Source organism: Sporosarcina luteola (genome assembly GCF_023715585.1).
GTDB classification, from domain to species: Bacteria; Bacillota; Bacilli; order Bacillales_A; family Planococcaceae; genus Sporosarcina; species Sporosarcina luteola_D.
Genome location: NZ_JAMBOK010000001.1, coordinates 912,671 through 938,133, shown reverse-complemented (window position 1 = coordinate 938,133; position 25,463 = coordinate 912,671). Strand labels below are relative to the sequence as shown.

The 25,463-nt window shown below is 46.8% G+C and carries 21 protein-coding genes, 1 other RNA gene and 1 other annotated feature; of the genes, 19 read left to right on the top strand and 3 right to left on the bottom strand.

Annotated features, from left to right (window positions below; genetic code table 11):
• From ruvB to M3193_RS04820, 5 genes are all read left to right on the top strand, one after another.
• A complete protein-coding gene (ruvB, locus tag M3193_RS04840; RefSeq protein ID WP_251624719.1) occupies window positions 1-1,005 on the top strand; it encodes a Holliday junction branch migration DNA helicase RuvB in 1,005 nt (334 codons plus the stop codon).
• 40 nt (window positions 1,006-1,045) lie between these two features.
• Window positions 1,046-2,077: a tRNA preQ1(34) S-adenosylmethionine ribosyltransferase-isomerase QueA gene (gene queA, locus M3193_RS04835; RefSeq protein ID WP_251624717.1), complete on the top strand. Its 1,032-nt coding sequence runs from the start codon at window positions 1,046-1,048 to the stop codon at window positions 2,075-2,077.
• A 47-nt stretch (window positions 2,078-2,124) separates the two neighbouring features.
• The gene (gene tgt, locus M3193_RS04830; protein ID WP_251624715.1) at window positions 2,125-3,264 is read left to right on the top strand and encodes a tRNA guanosine(34) transglycosylase Tgt; all 1,140 of its coding nucleotides are present in this window, start codon (window positions 2,125-2,127) and stop codon (window positions 3,262-3,264) included.
• A 36-nt stretch (window positions 3,265-3,300) separates the two neighbouring features.
• Entirely contained in the window at window positions 3,301-3,576 is a 276-nt protein-coding gene (gene yajC, locus M3193_RS04825; RefSeq protein WP_251624712.1) for a preprotein translocase subunit YajC, read from the top strand.
• Between the two features lie 118 nt (window positions 3,577-3,694).
• The gene (locus tag M3193_RS04820) at window positions 3,695-4,336 is read left to right on the top strand and encodes a DUF421 domain-containing protein (protein WP_251624710.1); all 642 of its coding nucleotides are present in this window, start codon (window positions 3,695-3,697) and stop codon (window positions 4,334-4,336) included.
• On the opposite strand, the gene M3193_RS04815 is transcribed toward M3193_RS04820, so the two are convergent.
• Window positions 4,330-5,847, bottom strand: a complete 1,518-nt coding sequence (locus M3193_RS04815) for a putative polysaccharide biosynthesis protein (RefSeq protein ID WP_251624708.1) — start codon at window positions 5,845-5,847, stop codon at window positions 4,330-4,332. The genes M3193_RS04820 and M3193_RS04815 overlap by 7 nt on opposite strands.
• Window positions 5,848-5,943: 96 nt before the next feature.
• Here M3193_RS04815 and M3193_RS04810 point away from each other — a divergent pair, with 96 nt between their 5' ends.
• The 7 genes from M3193_RS04810 (at window position 5,944) to dtd (ending at window position 15,012) form a co-directional block, all read left to right on the top strand.
• A complete protein-coding gene (locus M3193_RS04810; RefSeq protein WP_251624706.1) occupies window positions 5,944-6,252 on the top strand; it encodes a post-transcriptional regulator in 309 nt (102 codons plus the stop codon).
• Window positions 6,253-6,385: 133 nt separating this feature from the next.
• Window positions 6,386-8,659, top strand: coding sequence for a protein translocase subunit SecDF (gene secDF / locus M3193_RS04805; protein ID WP_251624704.1), 2,274 nt, complete (start codon window positions 6,386-6,388; stop codon window positions 8,657-8,659).
• A 274-nt stretch (window positions 8,660-8,933) separates the two neighbouring features.
• On the top strand, window positions 8,934-9,272 hold the full coding sequence (locus M3193_RS04800; protein WP_251624702.1) for a LapA family protein: 339 nt from the start codon (window positions 8,934-8,936) through the stop codon (window positions 9,270-9,272).
• 109 nt (window positions 9,273-9,381) lie between these two features.
• Window positions 9,382-11,730: a single-stranded-DNA-specific exonuclease RecJ gene (recJ, locus tag M3193_RS04795; RefSeq protein ID WP_251624700.1), complete on the top strand. Its 2,349-nt coding sequence runs from the start codon at window positions 9,382-9,384 to the stop codon at window positions 11,728-11,730.
• The gene (locus M3193_RS04790; RefSeq protein WP_251624699.1) at window positions 11,721-12,233 is read left to right on the top strand and encodes an adenine phosphoribosyltransferase; all 513 of its coding nucleotides are present in this window, start codon (window positions 11,721-11,723) and stop codon (window positions 12,231-12,233) included. Before recJ ends, M3193_RS04790 begins: the two co-directional genes overlap by 10 nt.
• A 122-nt stretch (window positions 12,234-12,355) precedes the next feature.
• Window positions 12,356-14,551 carry a RelA/SpoT family protein gene (locus M3193_RS04785; RefSeq protein ID WP_251624697.1) on the top strand — a complete coding sequence of 732 codons (2,196 nt, stop codon included), beginning with the start codon at window positions 12,356-12,358 and terminating at the stop codon, window positions 14,549-14,551.
• 20 nt (window positions 14,552-14,571) lie between these two features.
• Window positions 14,572-15,012, top strand: coding sequence for a D-aminoacyl-tRNA deacylase (gene dtd, locus M3193_RS04780; RefSeq protein WP_251624695.1), 441 nt, complete (start codon window positions 14,572-14,574; stop codon window positions 15,010-15,012).
• Between the two features lie 143 nt (window positions 15,013-15,155).
• Here dtd and M3193_RS04775 read toward each other — a convergent pair whose 3' ends face one another.
• Window positions 15,156-16,694: an N-acetylmuramoyl-L-alanine amidase gene (locus tag M3193_RS04775; protein WP_251624693.1), complete on the bottom strand. Its 1,539-nt coding sequence runs from the start codon at window positions 16,692-16,694 to the stop codon at window positions 15,156-15,158.
• 117 nt (window positions 16,695-16,811) lie between these two features.
• Window positions 16,812-17,045 (top strand) — a binding site (T-box leader).
• Window positions 17,046-17,113: 68 nt separating this feature from the next.
• On the opposite strand from M3193_RS04775, the gene hisS reads away from it, so the two are divergent.
• From hisS to M3193_RS04750, 5 genes are all read left to right on the top strand, one after another.
• Window positions 17,114-18,385, top strand: coding sequence for a histidine--tRNA ligase (gene hisS / locus M3193_RS04770; RefSeq protein ID WP_251624691.1), 1,272 nt, complete (start codon window positions 17,114-17,116; stop codon window positions 18,383-18,385).
• An 18-nt stretch (window positions 18,386-18,403) separates the two neighbouring features.
• The gene (gene aspS / locus M3193_RS04765) at window positions 18,404-20,161 is read left to right on the top strand and encodes an aspartate--tRNA ligase (RefSeq protein ID WP_251627214.1); all 1,758 of its coding nucleotides are present in this window, start codon (window positions 18,404-18,406) and stop codon (window positions 20,159-20,161) included.
• A 94-nt stretch (window positions 20,162-20,255) separates the two neighbouring features.
• A non-coding RNA gene (gene ssrS, locus M3193_RS04760) (6S RNA) lies at window positions 20,256-20,437 on the top strand.
• A gap of 100 nt (window positions 20,438-20,537) precedes the next feature.
• Window positions 20,538-21,305, top strand: a complete 768-nt coding sequence (locus M3193_RS04755) for a tRNA threonylcarbamoyladenosine dehydratase (protein ID WP_251624689.1) — start codon at window positions 20,538-20,540, stop codon at window positions 21,303-21,305.
• Window positions 21,306-21,440: 135 nt separating this feature from the next.
• A complete protein-coding gene (locus tag M3193_RS04750) occupies window positions 21,441-22,346 on the top strand; it encodes a chemotaxis protein (protein WP_251624687.1) in 906 nt (301 codons plus the stop codon).
• 66 nt (window positions 22,347-22,412) lie between these two features.
• Here M3193_RS04750 and M3193_RS04745 read toward each other — a convergent pair whose 3' ends face one another.
• Window positions 22,413-23,699, bottom strand: coding sequence for a replication-associated recombination protein A (locus M3193_RS04745; RefSeq protein WP_251624685.1), 1,287 nt, complete (start codon window positions 23,697-23,699; stop codon window positions 22,413-22,415).
• Window positions 23,700-23,855: 156 nt separating this feature from the next.
• Here M3193_RS04745 and cymR point away from each other — a divergent pair, with 156 nt between their 5' ends.
• Together cymR and M3193_RS04735 are read left to right on the top strand one after the other, a co-directional pair.
• Window positions 23,856-24,275 carry a cysteine metabolism transcriptional regulator CymR gene (gene cymR, locus M3193_RS04740; RefSeq protein ID WP_251624684.1) on the top strand — a complete coding sequence of 140 codons (420 nt, stop codon included), beginning with the start codon at window positions 23,856-23,858 and terminating at the stop codon, window positions 24,273-24,275.
• Window positions 24,276-24,301: 26 nt separating this feature from the next.
• A complete protein-coding gene (locus M3193_RS04735) occupies window positions 24,302-25,444 on the top strand; it encodes a cysteine desulfurase family protein (RefSeq protein ID WP_251624682.1) in 1,143 nt (380 codons plus the stop codon).
• The last annotated feature ends 19 nt before the right edge of the window (window positions 25,445-25,463 follow it).

The window sequence follows — 25,463 nt, the reverse complement described above, 5'->3', positions numbered from 1 at the left end:
ATGGAACGGGTCATTTCAAGTGAACAATCCAATTATGACGACAGTTTTGAACAATCTTTGCGGCCACAGACGCTGCAGCAATACATTGGACAGGAGACTGTGAAGGATAATCTCGGCATTTTCATCCAAGCCGCAAAGGGCAGGAGTGAAAGCCTGGACCATGTCCTGTTATACGGTCCGCCTGGCCTAGGGAAAACAACATTGGCGACCGTCATCGCAAATGAGATGGGCGTTAATGTGAAGATGACAAGCGGTCCGGCAATTGAAAGGCCGGGAGATCTGGCTGCCGTCGTTTCATCTTTGGAACCGGGCGACGTCCTGTTCATAGATGAAATTCATCGGTTGAACCGATCAATCGAGGAAGTGCTCTATCCCGCAATGGAAGACTTTTGTCTCGACATCGTTGTCGGAAAAGGTCCTTCTGCCAAATCGATACGTCTAGACCTGCCGCCTTTCACATTGATCGGGGCGACAACGAGGGCGGGTTCTTTATCCGCTCCTCTCCGTGACCGTTTTGGCGTGCCGCTCCGCCTTGAATATTACGGCGAAGGCCCGTTGAAAGAAATCGTCATCAGAAGCGCCAGCCTATTTGATGTCAGCATTGACGCAAATGCGGCGGTTGAAATCGCAAGGCGGTCGAGAGGGACGCCCCGGATCGCAAATCGCCTCCTGCGCCGGGTGCGGGATTATGCCCAAGTACGCGGAGACGGCAGCATTACAATGGATATTGCAAAAGAAGCGCTTGAAATGCTGCAAGTCGATTCACATGGCCTTGATCACATCGACCATAAACTGCTCGTCAGCATGATTGAGCGGTTCCGAGGCGGTCCGGTCGGAATTGACACGATAGCCGCAAGCATCGGCGAAGAATCGATAACAATCGAGGACGTCTACGAACCTTACTTGCTGCAGATCGGCTTCATCCAAAGGACACCTCGAGGCAGAATTGCGACGCGTCTTGCCTATGACCACTTCGGTTACGCTGTCCCTGACACGCTAACGTAAATTGTTCAATACTTGATACTAAAAGGAGTTCACCCGCATTATGGATGTTAATGATTTTGATTTTGATTTACCGGAAAGCCTCATTGCCCAAACGCCTCTCGCAGACCGGACTGCGAGCAGATTGATGGTTTTGGATAAAGTGACGGGCGACGTAAAACATCGTCAGTTCCGTCAAATTGTGGACGAGCTGCAGGAAGGGGACGTCATTGTCCTGAATGACACGCGCGTCTTGCCTGCCCGCTTGATTGGTACAAAAGAAGATACAGGCGCATCGATCGAAGTGCTCCTGTTGAAGGAGAAGGGCCCGAACGAATGGGAGACGCTCGTTAAGCCTGCGAAGCGGGTGAAGGTAGGAACTATCGTCACATTCGGGGATGGCAGGCTGGAAGCGGAATGCACTGAGATCTTGGAGCAAGGCGGAAGGATCTTCAAATTCCGCTATGAAGGTATTTTCTATGAAATACTCGACTCCCTCGGACAGATGCCTCTACCCCCATACATTACAGAGACGCTCGACGATCAATCACGCTATCAGACCGTCTTTGCGAAAGAACGGGGCTCGGCCGCAGCGCCAACTGCAGGTCTTCATTTCACTGAAGAAATTCTACAGGAAATCAAAAACAAAGGTGTCGGTGTCGAATTTATCACCCTACATGTCGGCTTAGGAACATTCCGCCCGGTCAGTGTAGATGTAATTGAGGAGCATACGATGCATTCGGAGTATTACCAAGTGACCGAAGAGGCTGCTACAGCAATCAACGAAGCAAAGGCAAGAGGCGGCAACGTCATTGCGATCGGTACGACTTCTGCACGCACACTTGAAACGATCGCTTCGCAAAATGACGGCAAAATAGTTGCGGCTAGCGGTTGGACTTCGATTTTCATCTATCCAGGATATCGATTCAGTATTCTGGACGGTATGCTGACAAACTTCCACTTGCCAAAATCGACATTGATCATGCTTATTTCAGCGATGGCGACACGCGAGCATGTACTGGATGCCTATAAGGAAGCTGTAAAGGAGCAGTACCGCTTCTTCAGTTTCGGGGATGCAATGTTCATCAAGCCTTAAACAAAGTAAAGGGATGTGACATCCCAAAATGGAAAGGAACGTACTAAATGGCAGCAATCACATACGAACATATAAAAACATGCAAGCAGACAGGAGCCCGGCTCGGCATCGTCCATACACCGCATGGTTCATTCGAAACACCGGCATTCATGCCTGTCGGGACACAGGCGACGGTGAAGACGATGTCTCCTGAGGAATTAAAGGAGATGGGTGCCGGAATCATCCTCGGCAATACGTATCACCTATGGCTCCGCCCGGGACATGATATTATTAAAGAAGCGGGCGGCCTTCATAAATTCATGAACTGGGACCGTCCGATTTTGACGGACTCAGGTGGTTTCCAAGTGTTTTCACTAAGTGAATTCCGGAAAATTGAAGAGGAAGGGGTCCATTTCCGTCATCATTTGAACGGCAGCAAGCTATTCCTCAGCCCGGAAAAAGCGATGGAAATCCAAAATGACCTCGGTTCGGACATCATGATGGCATTTGATGAATGTCCTCCCTATCCTGCCACATACGAATATATGAAAGCGAGTGTGGAAAGGACTTCAAGATGGGCGGAGCGCTGCCTAAAAGCGCATGCACGTCCAGAGGATCAAGGGCTTTTCGGAATCGTCCAAGGAGGAGAATTCGAAGAGCTTCGCAAACAGAGTGCGAAAGACCTGATATCGCTCGACTTCCCTGGATATGCAATCGGAGGATTATCTGTCGGTGAACCGAAAGATGTCATGAACCGCGCACTTGAATTTACGACTCCATTATTGCCGGCAAACAAGCCGCGCTACTTGATGGGTGTCGGCTCGCCCGATTCCTTGATCGATGGGGCAATACGCGGGGTGGATATGTTTGACTGTGTTTTGCCGACCCGAATTGCCAGGAACGGTACGTTGATGACGAGCGAAGGCCGTCTCGTCGTGAAAAATGCAAAATATGAGCGGGATTTCGGCCCATTGGACCCGAATTGCGATTGCTATGCGTGTAAAAACTATAGCAGGGCATATATCCGCCATTTGGTCCGTGCAAATGAAACGTTCGGCATCCGGTTGACATCCTATCACAACCTTTACTTCCTTCTGCGTTTGATGGAACAGATCAGGGAAGCGATTCGCAACGACCGGCTCGGCGATTTCCGTGAAGAATTTTTTGAACAATACGGATTTAACAAACCAAATGCAAAAAACTTTTGAATCTTGTATAATGAACCGAGAAGAGGGGGGAATAAAATGAATGGTGATATGTTAGGTACGTTACTTCCGATTATTGCAATGTTCGCAATCATGTGGTTCTTATTGATTCGACCTGCACAAAAAAGGCAAAAACAGACAAAGTCTATGCAGGAGAGTTTGAAGCGTGGCGATAAAGTCATTACAATCGGTGGTCTACACGGCGTGATTGATGCTGTTGACGATACATCTGTGTTTTTGAAAGTCGCAGACGGCACAACATTGCAATTCGATAGACAAGCTGTCGGTCGCGTTGTCGATGCAAGCGCATCATAATCGTATTCATGTTCAAAGAGGTGGTTCTACAGTGTTTCAACTGTAAAACCACCTCTTTTTCATTTGGGTATATTCCTGATCAGGAAAAGGTATGCTTTCCAGAAAGGAGGGATACATGATGAACGATCTCATAGTCATCGGATTCAGGACAATTTTGTTATATGTGTTCGTCCTGATTGTGCTCAGAATCATGGGAAAAAGGGAAGTAGGCGAGTTAAGCGTTATCGACGTTGTTGTCTTTGTCATCATGGCTGAAGTTGTAGCTCTAGCAATTGAATCTCCCGATAACAAGCTAATTCACTCCATATTGCCAGTGCTCCTGCTACTCTGCATCCAACTGCTAACTTCTTATCTTTCCTTAAAGAGTAAAAAGTTCAGGGATATCGTCGATGGAGATCCCACGCTGATCATAGAAGATGGTGTAATCCAAGAAGAGGAGATGAGAAAGCAAAGATACAACTTGGATGATTTGTTTCAGCAGCTTCGCGAGCAGCAAATCGGATCTATCAAAGATGTCTCCTATGCATATTTGGAGCCTTCAGGAAATTTGTCGGTTTTCACACACGAAAATACCCAGCCGGTCCTTGCCCTCATTTCAGATGGCGTCATTCAAAGCCGCCACGTCCGGATGGTCGGGAAATCCGAAGATTGGCTTGTTCAAGAGTTGAAAGGGCAAGGTGTGAACGACGTTCGTCAAGTCTTTTATTGTTCATTCGAGGAAGGGGAACTGCACTTCCAATTGAAGAAAGGCTATCAGTGAATCTTCGTCAGCCTTTTCAGCATGAGGACATCATTTTTCTTCACTTGCCCGAAAAGCAATAAGATGACAAGAAGGAATATCGTTGTGATGATACATTCCATCAACAATCCGAACTGCCCGATCGGGATGAAGATTGGCCGAACAACTGCTGTCAGGATGAAGGATACGTAGGGCAGGGCGAACATTGTAAACCCGGCTGCAGCGGCTTTGTTTTTCCTCAGTGTCGCGATATGGAGGAAGGAAGTGACGAGCACCCCGAATCCGATGGCGAGTACGGCGCCTGTTTCCTGCAGTCCAGGCTGGGAGGCCAATATGAACATGACCCCCAATTTTGCAATGCCGCCATATACCGAATTCATCATTCCTGCCTTTGCATCACCGGTCGCCTGCAAGATGGAATACAATGGACTTTGAATATAGTAAAAGAAAAAAATCGGTGCCAGCAATGACATATAGGTCGCGCCTTCGGTAATGTGGAAAAGCTTCTCGGCAAGCGCCTGTCCGTGAATGTAAAATACAGCTGCAGCAAAGGCGCCAGTCAAAGCGGAAAGTCGCAATGCTAAGTGGATCCGTTCCTGGAGTCTTTTCTTGTTGCTTGAAGCGGCAGCCCCGCTCACAGCCGGCACGAGAACGACAGACAACGCGTAAGGGATGAATGAAGGGAAGAGCAGCAAAGGAATGAGAACGCCCGAAATGATGCCGTAGAGCGATGTTGCGGCCACTGCACCGACCCCTGCCATTGAAAGGGCGCGCAGAAAAATGATCGGCTCAAGGAACCACGTGAATGTGCCGAATAGTCTGCTTCCCGAAGAAGGCAATGCTATGGAGAGGAGAGGCTCCATCGGATATCGCTCTTTTTTTGCAGCCGGCTTTTTATCTAGGCGTTTGTGCTGGTGATATTTGAACCAAAGATAAGCAGCTGACAGCCCTTCCGCAAGTAATGTGATGCCCATTGCGTATGCAGCGTTCATCGGATTGTTATCAGGCACAAGTGCAATTGGCAGCAGCCATGTTATCAAGACAATCCGGAAGAGCTGTTCGATGATCTGGGACCATGCAGTTTCTTCTATTCTTACAATTCCTTGAAAATAGCCTCTGATCAATCCGCATACAGAGGCAATCGGAATGATGGCGATCGCTACATACAGAGTTGTGGAAGAAGCCGCATTGCCCAGTAACGTTTCGGCCAAATACGGTACGAATAAAATGGACAGCGGGATGAAAATGGCCCCTGTGAAAATCGTGATGAATGTCGCAGTCCTCATTACTGCGGGTAGTTTAGCTGTTTCGCCCTTCACTTTCAACTCCGCAATCACTTTCGCAACCGCAATTGGAATTCCAAGTTGGACGAGTGAAAGAAAGAAAATGAAAGCGGGATAGGCGGTCATGTAAATCCCTACTGCCTCTTCGCCGGCCACCCGCATGAATTGGATACGAAAGACGAATCCCAATAGCTTGGTCATGAAAACGGCAACCATCAGTATGGCAGTTCCACGGATGAAAGTGGACAATAAAAACAACTCCTTCTCAATTCCGGTCATTTCGTTTACACTAAATCTATGCAAAGGATTGTCTATTTACGACTGAACGGGAAAGGGATGGAGAAGGTGACGATACAATTCGAACAGATATTCAAACATGCTTTGCCTGCCATACAGAGCAAAAGGGATGAATTCCGCCTTTATGGCTATCCGACAGTGACGAATGAAGAAATATGGAAATACTGCATACGTAAAAAATGGCGAAAGAAAAATGTTTCTACGATGCGGATCCATGAGCTTGTAAATGGCGTTTTGGCATTGACGCCTGCCGAATTCATGACCTATACCCAAATCGAGGAACAAAGGGGATCAAACTGGTTTTCGGATTTGAACAGCGATGAATTGCAGTTGCTTCTTGCGACTAAAAACAAGTAATTTCCGAAGTTCACACGATGCCCAACTATTTGACAGATGTTAATCTCTGTTTCATAATTGGAGTGTTGTATTTTCTTAAAAACTGTACCTAGCAATCTTCTCAGCGCTCCACGTACAGAGGGGGAACTAATCTATGAAAAAAAGAAGCCGGATTGTAGCTTTTCTATTACTGCTTGTCATGTTGGGATCTTTAATAGGCGCTACTGTAAAACCGATTATAAAAGATGTACGTCTTGGTCTTGACCTGCAAGGGGGCTTCGAAGTCCTATATGAGGTCCAGCCGCTAAAAGGGAAGGAAGGCCAAAAAATCACGGAGGATGTCGTATCCGATACAGCAGGTGCTCTACGTAACCGTGTCGACGTCCTTGGTGTAAGCGAGCCGGTCATCCAAGTTGAATCCAATAACAGGATCCGCGTCCAATTGGCCGGTGTCGAAGATCAGGAAACTGCACGTGAACTCTTGTCTACACAAGCAAATCTAACATTCAGGGATGCAGACGATAATCTGATGTTAGATGGAGATGACTTGAAAGAAGGCAAGGCGAAAGCCAACTTCGGGCAAAATGGCAACCCTGTCGTTACACTCGAAATGAAAGATCCGGATAAATTCGGGCAAGTGACAGCTGAAATTAAAGCAAAAGCTCCTGAAAACGTAATGGTCATCTGGATGGACTTTGAAGAAGGCGTCGATTCATACAAAGAGGAAAGAATGAAGGAAAAACCTAAATTCATTTCCGCTCCATCTGTAAAAGAAGTCATCAATTCATCCAATGTTGAAATTAATGGAAGCTTCACAGTCGAGGAAACGAAGGATCTAGCTGGGATTTTGAATGCAGGCGCACTCCCAGTACACCTTGAAGAAATTTACTCCACTTCCGTAGGTGCTCAATTTGGTGCACAGGCATTGGATAAAACGATTCTAGCTGGAATCGTAGGGATATCGTTAATCTTCCTCTTCATGCTGGTCTATTATCGTGTACCTGGATTTGTGGCTGTTATCACACTTTCCGTCTATATTTACTTGATCCTAACTGTATTCACAGGCATTAACGGAGTTCTTACACTTCCGGGAATTGCAGCTCTGATGCTCGGGGTCGGTATGGCAGTCGATGCGAATATCCTGACGTACGAAAGGATTCGAGAAGAACTGCGAGTAGGGAAATCAGTGAAGACTGCTTTCTCGGTAGGTGCGAAATCCGCGTTCACCGCCATCTTGGATGCTAATATTACAACGTTGCTTGCAGCTGTCGTCCTGTTCATTTTCGGGACAAGTTCCGTCAAAGGCTTTGCAACAATGCTAATCATCAGTATCCTCGTCAGCTTCTTGACAGCCGTTTGGGGCTCGCGTCTATTGTTAGGTCTTCTCGTGAATAGCGGGATGCTTGATGGAAAGACAGGCCTATTCGGGATTTCGAAAAGTCGGGTCCACGCACCTGAAGAAGATGTGGATACGCTTGACCTTACAACTAAATTCGATCGTTTTGACTTTGTTCGTTCCCGTAAAAAATTCTATGTGGTTTCAATGGCATTGATTATTGCCGGAATAATTGTTCTCGGGATCTTCAAATTAAACCTTGGGATTGACTTTGCAGGTGGTACTCGTGTTGAAATCTTATCGGACAATCCTGTTACGACTGAGGAAATCTCAAATACTCTTGAGAAATTGGGCCATCCAGCATCTGATATTGTGATTTCGGGTGATACGAACAATATCGGCGTCGTGCGTTATAAAGAAGAATTCAAGCAAGAAACTGTAAACAAGTTCAAAAAAGATCTAATGGCTCATTACGGTGCAGATCCGAATATTTCAACAGTTTCCAATACAGTGGGTAAAGAACTTGCGGAAAATGCATTGAAAGCATTACTAGTTGCTGCACTTGGAATCATCATCTATGTTGCATTCCGTTTCGAATGGCGGATGGGGGTTTCATCCATTATCGGGTTGATCCATGATGCATTCTTCATGGTTGCGGTATTCAGCATATCGAGGTTGGAAGTGGACATCACGTTCATCGCCGCGGTATTGACGATTGTCGGGTATTCAATTAACGATACGATTGTAACGTTCGACCGGATCCGCGAGAATCTTCATAAACGAGGCAAAATCGACAGTGCGGATGAATTGGCGGAAATCGTCAATAAATCACTTCGACAAACATTGGGCCGTTCAGTGAACACCGTCCTAACAGTCGTCTTTGTCGTAGTCGCATTAATTGCACTCGGAGCGGAAGCGATCCGTCCATTCTCGATCGCCTTGCTGATCGGATTGCTCGCAGGAACATATTCTTCCATCTTCATCTCAGCTCAAATCTGGTTTGACCTGAAGAAGAAGGAACTTGATAAAACCGGTACGTTGAAAGTCGAAAAAGAGAAAAAACAATGGGGTTCTGACGAGCCGGTAGTCTGATGACCGTGTCTCCGACAACGTTTTAAACCTCTAAGGAACAGGGTATACCTAAGCGTATATCCTGTTTTTTGTTTCAAAAGCGTAGGGCGCTTGCCCGGCATGAGTCCGCAGTCTAAGTGCCCGCATCCTGCGGCAATGACTGCATGACCGGCTTCCTGCAGGCCTCAGGCATAAGGCGAAGATGCGAAGTGGCGCTTTTTGCTACATTGACTTATGACCCGAGTTGCTAGCGCCCGAAGCTGGATGTTATTTTGTGAAGGGAAGGTGGGAAGATATGAAGATGCAATGGTCGTTGATACTCAGTATTCTTTTCGCCATTATCATTGCCGTGTTTGCCATTCTTAATATTGAATCCGTCCAAGTAAACTACTTGTTTGGAAAAGCGCATCTGCCACTCATCCTCGTCATTCTTTTTACGGCGTTGCTTGGTGCAGCCATCAGCGGCTTCATGGCTATGTTCAGATCCATTCATACCAATCGGCAAATCAATGAACTGAAAAAGGAAATGACCGCAAAAGAGATATTAATCGCAACTCAGCAAAATGAAATTGCAGCATTGCAACACCTTGTAGACCCTCCTCAAAATTTAGATACAATTGAAGGAGAAATGTAAGCACCCTTGCAAGGGTGTTTTTTTATGCGGAAATTTGACGACGATTCGCTTACCCCTTTAAGAGTACGCCCTCTTCCGATATAATGGGCATAAGAGGATGTGAGCCATTTTGATAGAATCGATGAAAACGTGGACGATCAATCGTCCTGATGAAACAATCGTAAATACATTTATAAAAGAGCTTAGTATTCCTTCCATCCATGCAAAAATCCTTGTCTCCAGAGGCTTTTCGAATGTGGAGGAAGCTAGGTCCTTTTTACATATGGAAGAAAGTTGCCTTCATGATCCGTATCTACTGTTCGATATGGAGAAGGCGGTGGAACGGATTCATCAAGCAATCGAAACAGGTGAAAAAATTACAATCTACGGTGATTATGATGCGGATGGCGTCACGAGCGTCACTGTATTGACGACTGCCCTCGAACAGCTCGGTGCAAATGTCGGCTTCACCATTCCGAACCGTTTCGAACATGGATACGGACCAAATATCGATCTGTTCGATGAACTACATCAAACGGGAACTTCCCTGATCATCACAGTCGATAACGGCATTTCAGGCTTGGATGCAGTTGCCCATGCCAAATCCATCGGAATGGATATCATTGTGACGGATCACCATGAAATCGGGGATGAGCTTCCGGTTGCGGATGCCATCATCCATCCGCGGCATCCGGAAGGCGATTATCCTTTCGGGGAGCTGGCAGGTGTAGGCGTTGCGTTTAAACTCGCTTGTGCCTTATTAGGCGAAGTCCCGGAAGAACTGTACGAAATCGCTGCAATCGGCACTGTCGCTGACCTCGTTCCTCTGAAGGGTGAGAACAGATTCCTGGTCAAGGAAGGAATCAGGCGAATGCGCATGACTGAACGGCCAGCAATCCAGGCGCTTGTCAAAGTGAGCGGGACTGAACAGCGAACACTTACTGAGGAGTCGCTCGGTTTCATGATTGGACCGCGTTTGAATGCACCGGGTCGGCTGGGCAGTGCTGACCCTGCCGTCCATCTGTTGAAGACGGAAGATAAGATGGAAGCGATGAGCATAGCCGAACAATTGGATGCATTGAATAAAGAAAGACAGGCGCTCGTCACAAAAATCGCTGACGAAGCGGAGCAAGCTCTGATCGATATGTACGGTGATATGCTTCCTTATGTCATCGTCATTGCTGGCGTTGGCTGGAATCCAGGTGTGGTCGGGATTGTTGCTTCGCGTTTAACCGAAAAATATTACAGACCTTCAATTGTGCTGTCCGTAGACCTTGAGATGGGAATAGCAAAAGGTTCAGGGCGAAGCATAGCCGGTTTTGATTTATTTAAAGAGCTCTCGAAGACTGCAGATCTCTTGCCTCATTTCGGCGGCCATGAAATGGCGGCGGGCATGTCGCTATCAGTTGACGATGTGGCAGAACTCCGAAACCGATTGAATGATCAAGGAAAAATGAGCTTGACGGATGAAATGCTAACACCGCAATTGCAGATCGATGTCCCGCTTGAAATCGGCGAAATCGATGTAGACGTGTTGGAATCGATGGAACTGCTCCGGCCATTTGGCATGTCGTTCGAGAAGCCTGTTTTTTTAATTGAGAACCTTTCAGCGTCATCCGTTAGAAAGATAGGGGCAGCGAAAAATCATTTGAAACTTGAATTGTCCGATGGTGTGGATACACTCGATGTTATCGGTTTCGGGAATGGGGAGATCGCCGACGAAATGAGCCCGGGCGTCAAGTTATCCGTCACTGGGGATTTACAGGTGAATGAATGGAACGGGCGTAAGAAACCGCAAATGCTGCTCGACGATATCCAGTCGAAAGAACGGCAGCTGTTCGACTTGCGTGGCATCCGGGAACCGAATCGTTGGATATCGATCATCCCCGAAAAGAATAATCTATTCATTGCATTTCAAGAAACGTCAATCGCTTTTTTTCAACCAATCTTGAAGAACATACAGATCCATCAATTCGGACAAACGGAACTGTCGGAAACTGATCATGTGATCGTATTGGATTTGCCTTCAGGTTCGGAGCAAATGAAAGAATTGATCGAAAGGACAAATCCGAAAAGGGTCTATGCTCATTTCTTCGTCAATGAATCATTGTATTTCGAAGGGATTCCGAGTCGTGAGCACTTCGGTTGGTATTATAGCTTTTTAAAAAAGCGTGGCTCGTTTGACTTGCGGAAGCAAGCTCAGGAGTTATCGAAGCATAGAGGTTGGAAGGTCGAAACAATTTATTTTATGACAAAGGTGTTTTCCGAGCTAGGATTTGTTAAGATAGAAAATGGTCTTGCCATTGTAATCGAAGATGCAGAGAAGAAAAATCTTTCCGAAGCTCCATCTTATAAACAGAGAGAGCGTCAGATTGAATTGGAACAGATGCTTGTCTATGCTCCATATATGGATTTGAAAAAGTGGTTCGATGAAATTTGCAAAGAAACCGTCAATAGGGAGGAACAATTATGGATTTAAAAAGTTTCGTGACAATCGTCCCGGACTATCCGAAAGAAGGCATTAGCTTTAAAGATATAACGACAATTATGGATAACGGGGAAGCTTATAAATATGCGACCGATCAGATTGTCGAGTTTGCCAAGCAGGTGGGTACGGATATTATCGTCGGCCCAGAAGCAAGGGGATTCATCATCGGATGCCCTGTCGCGTATGCATTGGAAGTAGGTTTCGCACCGGTCCGGAAACCCGGGAAGTTGCCGCGTGAAACGATAGCGGTCGAATACGACCTTGAATATGGCAAGGATTCATTGACAATTCATAAAGATGCCATTAAGCCTGGTCAACGTGTATTGATTGTTGACGACCTGCTTGCAACGGGCGGGACAGTCGGCGCCACAGTTGAACTTGTTGAGAAACTCGGGGGAGTAGTCGCAGGATGCGCGTTCCTGATCGAGCTGTCGTATTTGAACGGCCGTGAAAAACTGAATGGCTATGAAATTCAAGCACTTATGACCTATTGATGTAAGGCCCTCCGCGATGAGCGGAGGTTTTTTTATCCGTAGGGCTTTACATTCTTATCTGTTTATACATACAATAGAATTATCTTTAATTTTTTGCGGAATTAGTCGAAAGGAGTAGAATGATGGCGAAAAATCGTGACATGACGGCAGAGGATATATTTGAAATCGTTGCCTCATATATGAATGAACAGCATGTCGCGTTCGTCAAAAAGGCGTATGAGGCAGCGAAGGCTGCTCATGAAGGGCAATTCAGGAGCTCGGGTGAGCCATATATACTCCACCCAATCCAAGTGGCAGGAATTTTAGCGGAATTGCAGATGGATCCTTCCACAGTTGCTGCAGGCTTCCTCCACGATGTCGTGGAGGATACCGATGTGAGCCGCCAGGATATTATACGCGTCTTTGGTGAAGAAGTGGCAATGCTTGTTGATGGCGTTACAAAATTGGAAAAGCTGAAATTCAAATCGAATGAGGAAAAACAGGCAGAGAACCACCGCAAAATGTTCATTGCGATGGCGAGGGATATCAGAGTCATTCTTATCAAGCTCGCTGACCGTCTCCATAATATGCGGACTTTGAAGCATGTACCGGAGGAAAAGCAGCGGAGAGTTGCGGCTGAAACTCTTGATATTTTCGCACCGCTTGCACATCGGCTCGGAATTTCTACAATTAAGTGGGAACTGGAAGATACTGCGCTTCGTTATTTGAATCCTCAGCAATATTACCGCATCGTCAATATGATGAAGAAAAAACGGGATGAACGAGAAAAGTATTTAATGAATGTGATGGATACGATACGGACGGAAATAGCCGAAATGAATATCGAAGCAGAGATTAATGGTCGGCCAAAGCATCTCTATTCCATTTACCGCAAAATGATCCTGCAAGACAAGGAATTCAATGAAATCTATGACCTTCTTGCCATTCGCATCATCGTGAAAAGCATCAAGGATTGTTATGCGGTTCTTGGAATCATCCATACGTTGTGGAAACCGATGCCGGGAAGGTTTAAAGATTATATCGCAATGCCTAAACAGAACCTTTATCAATCTATTCATACAACAGTAGTCGGACCAGCCGGCGATCCGCTTGAAGTCCAGATCCGGACGGAGGAAATGCATAGGATTGCAGAGTACGGGGTTGCGGCACATTGGGCGTATAAAGAGGGGAAAACCGTTACGGAAAAACCCGATAATATTGATTCAAAACTGAAATGGTTCCGCGAAATACTAGAATTCCAAAATGAGTCCTCCAATGCTGAGGAATTCATGGAATCATTGAAGTTCGATCTATTTTCGGATATGGTGTATGTTTTCACGCCTGACGGGGATGTCATTGAAATTCCTCAAGGCTCCGTTCCCATCGATTTTGCATACCGGGTCCATTCGGAAGTGGGGAATCGGACGATCGGTGCAAAAGTGAATGGAAAAATGGTCCCGTTGGATACAGAGCTGTTCACAGGCGATATTGTCGAAATCCTCACATCAAAGCAATCATTCGGACCGAGCCGCGATTGGTTGAAAATAGCCAATACATCACAGGCGCGGAATAAAATACGTCAATATTTCAAAAAGCAATTGAGGGAAGAGAATATTACGAAGGGGTCTGAACTTGTCGAGCGGGAAATAAGGCTCCAGGAATTCGATCTGAAAGCTGTTCTAACTACTGAAAACATTCAGCGGGCGATAGACAAATTCAGCTTTACTTCGGAAGAGGACATGTATGCTGCGGTAGGATCGAATGGCATCACCGCACAGCAAGTCGTCAACAGACTGGCGGAAAAAATCCGCCGTGAACGTGATCAGCAGGAAGCGATCGATAAAATCGTATTCGATATGAAAACGCCGCAGCCTGTCCGGACAACGGAATCGGGTGTTATCGTCAGAGGCCTCGAGAATTTGCTCATCCGCCTGTCGAAATGCTGCAATCCAATACCGGGTGACGAGATTGTCGGCTTCATCACAAAAGGCCGCGGCGTCTCCGTACACCGCGCTGACTGTCCGAACATCCTCACCGATGAAGACACCGACCGGCTTATTGAAGTGGAGTGGGCGGTGGATATGAACAACGAACGCAAGGAATTCCAAGTGGATATCGAAATTTCTGCATTTGACCGCCAAGGCCTCCTGAATGAAGTGATGATGATGGTAGCGGATTCAAAAACCCCCATTGTTGCAGTGAGCGGGAAAGCGGACCGGGACAAACTTGCGAAAATCAGCATGACGATAAAAATTACGAATATATCCCACTTGCATCGGATTGTCGACCGCATTAAACAAATACGCGACATCTATTCCGTGCAGCGGGTGATCCATTAAGCAGGAGAGTAGGTGTTTGCATGAAGGTCGTGTTACAGAGGTCCGGCAATGCTTCCGTAACGGTCGATGGCGAAGTGACCGGTTCCATCCGGAAAGGATATGTTCTCCTCGTCGGAATCACACATGGCGATACGGAGCAGGACGCAGACTATATTGCAAAGAAGGTTGCAGGTCTGCGGCTTTGGGAAGATGAAGAAGGAAAGATGAACCGGTCCATCGATGAAGTGGACGGGGAGATCCTTTCCGTTTCCCAATTTACGCTGTATGGAGACGTGAGAAAAGGGCGCCGCCCAAGTTTCATTGAAGCAGCAAGACCTGAAGCGGCTGAACCTATTTGGAATTACTTCAATAAAGCGCTCCGTGAACAAGGCTTACAGGTGGAAACCGGCGTATTCGGCGCCATGATGGACGTAAGCCTCGTCAACGATGGTCCGGTTACGATTATAATCGAATCGAAATAATGAAAACGCAGCCCAGATAAACTACGGGTTGCGTCTTTTTTTTGATAGGGCTCAATTATTCTCTCAAGGGCTCAATCATTCACAAAGGATCCATTCAATACAAAAAAACACCATGGAATCACAAAATTCCATGGTGTCCGTAATTAATTCCCGTCGAAATGCTCGAGCAGGCCTTGATAAATCCCGTGAGATGCCTGTTCCCGGAACATCTCAGTCGTCAAAACCCTCTCCTCGGAAGGATTCGATAAAAACCCTAATTCGATGAGCACGGCATTCTGGCGATTTTCCCGCAACACTAGAAAATTGGCAGGTTGTGTACCGCGATTCCGAAGTGAAATCGTCGACGCTAGTCCATCATTGATTGAGGAAGCCAGCGATCTTTGATGGGAATGTGTGTAATACGTCGTGAATCCGGTAATCGATGTATCTGGATTTGCATCATAATGGAGGCTGATGAAAGCGTCGGCTCCATGCTGATGACTGACAGATACACGTTTGCGCAGTGAAATATACGTGTCGGATTCGCGCGTCATGACGACATTCGCACCTGCGGCCTTCAGTTTGGCGGATAACAACTCAGCAGTCATCAATGTCAGCAGCTTCTCGTCTGTACCTTGCATTCCAGTCGTTCCACGGTCATTTCCTCCGTGTCCTGCATCTACAACTATTGTAAGTCCTTTTAAAGTGCCCGGCACTCTGGCCTTTTTCTTCTTTTCGGGCGTGTGTTCCACTTGCGCTAGGTCACCTGTTGAAACGACCCATTTGGCGATGAAAGCCGTTTCCCCAGAAGGAAGTGAGACCTTATACCACTCGCCTTCTTCACCGCTCACTGGCAATTTCTCTCCGGCATTAGCTCTCGTTACAATGGCTGAAGAGGTCGTTGCCGCAGATCGGAGATTCGTGCCGTTCGTGAGCACGGTCACTTTGTTGTCTGCTGCTACCTCAGTTTTGCCCGCGGTACTTTTCGCACTAAGTGTTCCATGGAAAGAATAGACCCAGCCGGACGATTTCTTTCCTAATGCCAAGCGGACCCAATTGCCATCAACTTCTTCGATCGCGTAGGACTCTCCTTTTCGGATCAAGCCGACCTTCTTGGACGATAAGCCCGGTGCTTTCCTCACATTCAGCGCATCGACAGAAACCGTGAACTGCTCGGGATTCTGTACTTCTGGCTTAACTGCTGTTCCGGCTTGACCGTTTTCACTTTGCTGAATTTCAGTAATGTAATCAGTATGTACCCAACCGTCGACGCCATTTAGGACAATGGAAGCCCATTCCCCTTGCCGGCCTGTCATCACCGCAGCTTCACCTGCATTCATTTGTCCTACAACAGCTGCGCTTAATGAGGGCTCAGTCCGGATATTCAAAGCGCTGACTTTTGATATGGCTGTCCTAGGCGATAGTTTCTTTGCTTCTTCACTCACGACAAGCCATGATGCGACCCAACCTGTGCCTGAACCGAATCTGATTTCATGCCAGTCTCCGGACGTTGCCAGAACTTCGGTGCGCTCGCCTTGTTTCATTGAGCCGGTTACCGGATAGGTAAGCCCTGGACCTGAACGTACATTCAGCGATTTCGTATTGATGATGATTGTTTCGCCTTTCGCAGAAATTATCGGCATCTCGCAAACAATTGAAGCGAAAAGGATGATAGCTAGAAGCCATTTGATCAATTTCGACAAACTATCACTCTCCCTTTTTTCCATTGTAGAAGTTTTGAGAAGAAAAAACCACATCGAAATGAAAAAGGTTGACACTTCGTCATTGAATGGCTAAGATTAGTCTTAATCTAAAAATACATTTTGCTGTAGACATGGAAAGTAACTGTATTGCAGGCTGACAAGAGAGAGGTGGACGTGGCTGAAATCCACCTTACAGACGGATATAGTGAAAAACACCATCGAGGCTCCGTGCTGAACGATCGTTTTCAGTAGGTGCGGACGGAACCGGCCGTTATCCGGGTACGAGTGGGCATGTGTTTTGTGCCAATTTGGGTGGAACCGCGGAAGCTGACATAAGCTCTCGTCCCTTGTTACAACAAGGGATGGGGGCTTTTTTTGTTTTTTGCGGCTAAGAACAGTATGAAAGAAGGGGTAGTCAAATGAATTTCAAAGTGCCAAGAGGGACACAGGACATCCTGCCTTCCGAGTCGTGGAAATGGCAGAAAGTCGAATCGATTATCCGGGACCTTTGCGACAATTACCGGTACAAGGAAATCCGCACACCTATCTTCGAACAGACCGAATTATTTCAACGGACCGTGGGAGATACTACCGATATCGTGACAAAAGAAATGTACACGTTCATGGATCGCGGAAACCGATCAATGACCCTTCGTCCGGAAGGAACAGCTCCGGTCGTCCGTTCTTTCGTCGAGAACAAAATGTTCGGGTATCCCGATCAACCGGTGAAACTTTATTACCAAGGTCCTATGTTCCGCTATGAACGTCAGCAAGCTGGCCGTTATCGTCAATTCGTTCAATTCGGCGTCGAGGCGATCGGCAGTGCGGATCCGGCGATTGATGCCGAAGTGATCGCTTTGGCAATGGATGTCTACAAGCGAGCAGGATTGACGGATATCAAGCTAGTACTGAATTCTTTGGGCGATAGTGAATCAAGAAATGCGCACAGGGAGGCACTCGTTGCACACTTCGCTCCGCATATCAGCGAGTTTTGCGGTGATTGCCAATCGCGTCTCGAGAAAAATCCGCTCCGCATCCTCGATTGCAAGGTGGACCGCGATCATCCATTGATGGAGTCGGCGCCTTCATTGGCCGATTATTTGACAGACCAATCGGCAGCTTATTTTGAACAGGTGAAAGCATACTTGGATGAAGTCGGCATTGCTTACGAGCTCGATCCGAACTTGGTCCGCGGGCTGGATTATTACAATCACACCGCTTTTGAAATCATGAGCACGGCATCGGGCTTCGGGGCGATCACGACGCTTTGCGGCGGAGGAAGATACAATGGCCTTGCTGAGGAAATCGGCGGTCCTTCCGCGCCCGGCATAGGTTTCGGAATGAGCATAGAACGACTTCTGCTAGCTCTTGAAGCAGAGGGGAAGGCGTTCACTCAGGAACCTGAACTTGATGTCTATATCGTAACCCTTGAGGAAGCGGCTCACCGGAAAGGATTCAAGTTATTGAATGAACTAAGAAATGCAGGCATCCGGGCGGACATGGACTATATGGACCGCAAAATGAAGGCCCAGATGAAATCGGCGGACCGGTTCAGCGCCAAGGTGGTCATCGTCATCGGTGAAGAAGAGGTGGAAGAGAACGTGGTACAGCTGAAAAATATGGCTGACGGCTTCCAGGAAAAAATCGAAGATGCAATTATTATTGAAAAAATAAAAGAACAGTTGAAATAAGGAAGGTTGATGAACGATATGCAACGGACACATTATTGCGGACAATTGACAGAGGAAGTCATTGGCCAGACGGTTACATTACAAGGCTGGGTACAGAAAAGAAGGGATTTAGGCGGTCTGATTTTCATAGATTTGCGGGATCGCGAAGGGATTGTCCAAGTCGTCTTCAATCCGGATTTCTCAAAAATTGCGCTTGAAATTGCCGAAACGGTACGCAATGAATATGTCATCGAAGTGGCTGGAAAAGTTGTTGAACGTCAAGAACAGCAAAAAAACCCGAAATTGAAAACCGGCTCGATCGAAGTGCATGTGGAGAAGATCCAAATAATCAATGAGGCAAAAACTCCTCCATTTATGCTTGAAGATGAAACCGATGTAAACGAAGAGATCAGATTGAAATACCGTTATTTGGACCTTCGCCGTCCGGCATTGGCACGCATATTCAAAATGCGTTCTGATATTACAAAGACTGTCCGCAACTTCCTGGATGGGGAAGGGTTCCTAGAAGTGGAAACGCCGATATTGACGAAATCCACGCCAGAAGGGGCAAGGGACTATCTAGTACCGAGCCGTGTGCATACCGGGGAATTTTACGCGTTGCCGCAGTCTCCTCAACTTTTCAAACAAATGCTCATGGTTTCAGGCTTTGATAGATATTATCAAATCGCACGCTGCTTCCGCGATGAAGACCTGCGCGCTGACCGCCAACCTGAATTTACGCAAATTGATATGGAAATGAGTTTCATGTCGATTGAAGACATCATGGAACTGAATGAGCGTCTCATGAAGAAAGTGATGAAAGATGTTAAAGGAATTGATATCGAAATTCCTTTCAAACGTATGCCTTATGAAGAAGCGATGGGACGTTTCGGTTCTGACAAACCGGATACCCGTTTTGCTATGGAACTGCAGGATGTGTCCGAGATTGTTAAGGATTCTTCCTTTAAAGTATTTTCCGGCGCTGTAGAATCGGGCGGGCAAGTGAAAGCGATCAATGTTAAAGGTGCTGCAGATAATTATTCCCGTAAAGATATTGATGCGCTTGGCGAATACGCTTCAGTTTACGGCGCAAAGGGTCTGGCTTGGCTGAAAGTGGATGCCGATGGATTGAAAGGACCGATTGCAAAATTCTTTGAAGGTGAAGCGGGAGAGACTTTGGCGAATTCCCTTGGTGCGCAAGCAGGTGACCTCCTCCTATTCGTTGCGGATAAGAAATCGGTTGTTGCGGATGCATTGGGTGCACTAAGATTGAAACTTGGCAAAGATTTGAACCTGATCGACGAAACGCAATTCAACTTCCTATGGGTAACTGAGTGGCCGTTATTCGAATACGACGAAGAAGAAGGGCGTTACTATGCAGCCCACCATCCATTCACAATGCCTGCGGATGTCGACGGACTTGAAACTGATCCTAGCAACGTCAAAGCCCAAGCATATGACCTCGTGTTGAATGGCTTTGAGCTGGGCGGGGGATCATTGCGGATCTATCAACGCGACGTACAGGAGAAGATGTTCAAGGCGCTCGGCTTCTCAGCTGAAGAGGCACGCGAGCAATTCGGCTTCTTGCTGGACGCTTTCGAATACGGTACGCCTCCACATGGTGGAATTGCATTCGGATTGGACCGGATTGTCATGTTATTATCAGGTTCGACAAATCTCCGTGATACAATTGCATTTCCAAAGACTGCAAGCGCAAGCGATCTGCTGACAGAAGCACCTAGTGCTGTGGATAATTCGCAACTTTCTGAATTAGGAATTTCCGTCCGGTCGAACTGAGCAAAACAGTCAAGCTATTGAAATAAAAACGTAATAATTTGTTTAATTGAATTCGTTGAAAACGAATCTTCGGTGTGGTAGGATACAAGTAATACGAATCCTGAAGTGTACGTTGTTTGCAAATCAGTTTTGACCGAACATAATTATCGTAGGGAGCTGTCATTCTGTATTGGATGGAATGCCCTGGTAAGGGACTTCAGAAAAGACAGATGTAGCACCCACCTGCTGAGTGCGGGTTCAAAACGATACTACAAAGACGGCACATTCGGGATTCGTTCCTAATCTTATTACAAACATTCGGTAGACTATACTCCCCTCTGGCGCACGTGCTGAGGGGTTTTGTATTTATTCATATATATGGAAGGGCTGAAGACCATTGTTACATCAATTTTCCCGGAATGAACTGGCCATCGGTAAAGAAGGCGTTGATTTGATGCGCAACACGACTGTCGCCATATTAGGCGTCGGAGGAGTCGGTTCGTTTGCGGCAGAAGCATGTGCCCGAAGCGGTGTTGGTCGGATCATCCTCATCGATAAAGACACCGTTGATATTACGAATGTCAATCGTCAGCTTGTGGCAACCTTATCGACGATTGGCAAGTCTAAAGTTGAAGTGATGAAAGAGCGCATCGCTGATGTAAACAAGGATTGCGAAGTGATCGGACTTCATATGTTCTATACGGAAGATACGTACGAAGAATTTTTCAGTTATGCACCTGATTACGTTATCGACGCATCGGATACGATCAGCTACAAAATCCATCTTATTAAAGAATGTGTAGCGAGAGGCATCAAAATCATCTCAAGCATGGGCGCCGCGAACAAGCTGGATCCTACCCGCTTTCAAATAGCCGACATATCTAAAACGCATACCGATCCGATTGCAAAAGTGATCAGACTCCGTTTGAGAAAAGAAGGCATTAAAAAAGGCGTCCCAGTCGTATTTTCCGATGAAAGTCCAATTGTCGTCAGAGAAGACGTCGTAGAAACAGTCGGCAAACCTGAGGCGCAAATTCGCAAAGCGAAAATGCCGCCCGCTTCAAATGCCTACGTCCCCTCCGTCGCAGGCCTAGTCTGTGCAAGCTGGGTGCTCAACGACATCGTAAAAGACATCCACATCGAACGAGTAAAGGACAAGAAGTGACAACTAGCTGTTTTCCTGTTGATTGGGAAAACAGCTTTTCCTATTGTTCCATCATTCTCCAACTGGTACAATCGTCATAGAGGATAAACATGAAAAGATTGAATAATAATAGCTGAATCGGAAGGGCTGAAACCATTGCAAAAACAGAACGGAATCTTACTCGAAAGCGGAACGAACGAACTCGAAATTGTCGAATTCCAAATGGGACAAAACCGCTACGGCATCAACGTAATTAAAGTGAAAGAAATCATCATGCCTACACCAATCACCACAATCCCACATGCGCACCCGTCCGTCGAAGGAATTATCCAACTCCGCGGAGCCGTCCTTCCCGTGATCAATATGGAAAGAGTGCTGGGGCTGCCTGAAACAATCGGGAAAAAAGAAGGGAAATATATCGTTGCAGCATTCAACAAGCAGGAAGTCGTCTTCCACGTCCACGAAGTTGCACAAATTCATCGCGTTTCATGGAATCAGATTGAAAAACCTTCGGATATATATTCCGGCAATGCCTCTCAAGTCATCGGGGTCATCAAACGGGAAGACGATATGCTTCTGCTTCTTGACTTTGAAAAAATCGTCGTTGATATTAACCCGGATAGCGGAATTCAAGTCGAACAAGTAAGAAAGCTGGGGGCAAGGGAGAGGTCAAATAAGAAAATCCTTGTAGCTGAGGATTCGCCGCTGCTCCGTAAATTATTGAATGATACATTAACCGAAGCGGGATACGGGAATATCGAGTTTTTTGAAAATGGAAAAGACGCATTAGGGTTTTTAGAGAGTTTGACAGCTGCCGGTAAAAAGGTGTCCGATGAAGTGCAACTTGTCATCACCGATATCGAAATGCCTCAAATGGACGGACACCATTTCACGAAAAGGATCCGAGCGGATAAAGAGCTGGCTCTCCTTCCGGTAATCATCTTCTCATCCTTGATTACAGATGAACTGAAGCACAAAGGCATCAGCGTCGGAGCGAACGATCAAGTGAGCAAACCTGAAATTGCCGAGCTTGTACTTAAGATTGATCAGTATATCCTTTAATAGGAAAGTAAAGCACCTCCCTGTATTCAACGGGGAGGTGCTTTCTAGTAGGGACCGCTGACGGGTCTATTTATTTCTCTTGAATTCCTTCAACCGTTCATAAATGCCCGCAAGCCTCTTCTCTTCGCCGGCGATGACCGGCTCATAGAATTCCGCTTGTTTAATTTTATCCGGCAAATATTGCTGGTTCACCCAGCCGCCGAATGTACCGACCGGTGTGTCGTGAGGGTAACGGTATCCTTCATGCCCGAGGGCAGCCGCCCCTGCATAGTGAGTGTCCCGCAGATGGAGAGGGATATCACCCGTCTTTCCTCCGTTGATCGCTTTCACGGCAGCATCAACCGCCTTGTAGGCCGAATTCGATTTGGAAGCGAGGCACATCTCAATGACAGCATTTGCTAGCGGAATGCGAGCTTCCGGCATGCCGAGACGGACAGCCGCCTCCGTAGCAGCGAGTACGTGGGGACCAACTTCAGGTGCAGCCAATCCGATATCCTCATATGCCATGACGAGCAGTCGGCGTGATACCGCAATCAGGTCCCCTGTCTCAAGAAGATTCGCCAAATAGAAGATAGCTGCATTCACATCGCTGCCACGCACCGACTTCTGCAAAGCGGAAAGCAGGTTATAATGATGCGATCCTTTTTTATCACCGACAAGTCCAATCCTTCCAATCAAATTGTCGATCAACCAATCTTCAACAACGACCTTGCCCTCTTCCTCGTCACTAGCCGAGATAATTGATTCCAGTAACGTGAGCGCCTTACGTGCATCACCATTTACCCCTTCGGCAATTCTCTGGATCTGGTCGCCGCTCATCTCGATAGCCATTTTCCCAAGGCCGCGTTCTTCGTCATGCAAAGCCCGTTCGATCAACTCAACCAGGTCATGGGGCTCCAGGCGGTTCAATTGTAGAATTTCCCCGCATCTCGATCGGATAGCGGGGTTTACATCGTGGAAAGGGTTTTCCGTCGTTGCACCGATCAGTACAATAGAGCCTTTTTCAACATGAGGCAATAGTGTATCTTGCTGTAATTTATTGAAACGATGAATTTCATCAAGGAATAGGATGACCTTGCCCGTAATCCGGGCTTCTGCAACGACATCCTCAACGTCCTTCTTCCCTGAAACTGTCGCATTCAATGCGATAAACGGCAAATCGCTTGTACCGGCAATCGCATAAGCCATTGATGTCTTTCCGATTCCAGGCTCGCCGTATAGCAGCATGGAAGGAACATGTCCTCTTTTAATCATCCGATAGAGTACAGTTTCTTTACCGATTATATGTCGCTGTCCGGCAACTTCATCTATATTTCTCGGTCTCATTCGAAATGCCAGTGGTTCATTTTGCAATCAAATCACTCCCCGTACATCCGTTCCACTATTATACACAACGCAAAGCCAGAAGTCATTTGAAGGAAGCGGGAGTGCAGTTATGCTATAATATTTTGAAGTGTATTGATGAACTAATACGGTGTGAATTGGACGAGAAAAGGACGTTGGTTATATATGAGGATTTCAACGAAAGGCCGCTATGGGCTGACAGTAGTTGTGGAACTTGGAAAGAAATACGGGGAGGGGCCGTTGCCGCTACGTAAAATCGCGGAAGAACAAAATTTGTCGGAAGCGTATTTGGAGCAGCTTATCCCTGCGTTGCGTAATAGCGGAATCGTAAAAAGCGTCCGTGGAGCATATGGAGGCTATAAACTTGCAAAGCCACCCGTCGAAATTACCGCTGGGGACGTAATCAGATTACTCGAAGGCCCTATCCAGGTCGTAGAGGGGATCGATGGCGACAAGGTTCCCCAGCAATCGTTATGGAACCGTATCGGCGACGCCATTCGTGAAGTTTTGGATAAAACGACAATCCAGGATCTGGTGGAATCGGATGAATCCACCGATCTCGATGGATATATGTTTTATATTTGAAGCCATTCATTTAAAGGAGTCTACTTATGCAAACGATATATTTGGACCATGCCGCTACGACACCCATCCATCCGGAAGTGAGTGCGGTTTATATAAAAGCGATGAATTCGGTTTTCGGCAATCCTTCAAGCATCCATAGCTTTGGACGGACATCCCGGAAATTGCTCGATGATGCCCGTAAAACAATAGCGGAGGCAATCGGTGCCGAACCGAATGAAATCATTTTCACATCAGGAGGAACTGAAGCTGATAATATTGCAGTTTTCGGGGCAGCTTCTGCAATGAGAAAAATAGGGAATCACATTATTACGACTGCTATTGAGCACCATGCCGTTTTGAACTCCTGCAAGGAATTAGAGAAAAACGGCTTTGATGTCACTTATTTACCAGTCGATGAAAATGGAAAGATAAGTGCCGAACAAGTGGCTGAAGCACTTACCGATCGAACTGTTCTCGTCACGGTGATGTATGGCAACAATGAGGTCGGAACGATCCAGCCAATCAAGGAGATCGGCGAAATCCTGAAGGACCATCAAGCTGTTTTCCATACGGATGCGGTCCAAGCATTCGGAATTCTGGATTTAGATGTGAATGAACTGCAAGTCGATCTGCTCAGTGCATCAGCCCATAAATTGAACGGGCCAAAAGGGGTCGGTTTCCTTTATCAACGAAAAGGCCTGCAGACTACGCCGCTTCAGTTCGGGGGGGAACAGGAGCGCAAGAGGCGGGCAGGAACTGAAAATGTTCCTGCAATCGCAGGTTTTGCAGAAGCTATAAAAATAGCTAGAAATGAAATGGAAGAAAATCATCGCAAGTACGATCGTTATAAAACGATCTTGACGGAAGTGTTCAGTCAAGAAGGAATTGACTTCGAAGTGAATGCGGATGTAGTCGATCGGTTGCCGCATGTAGTAAACGTCAGCTTCCCTGGAACCGAAATTGAATCATTGCTCGTCAACATGGATATGGCAGGCATCGCCGTATCGAGCGGTTCTGCGTGTACAGCGGGATCCCTTGAGCCATCTCATGTTTTATCGGCGATGTGGGGAAGCGAATCACCTAAATTACGCAACTCAGTACGTTTCAGTTTCGGTCTTGGACTCGACGAACAGATGGTGCGTGAAGCTGCGACGAAAACAGCACAAATCATCAAACGACTCGTGAAATGAAATGATAAAGGATGAATAT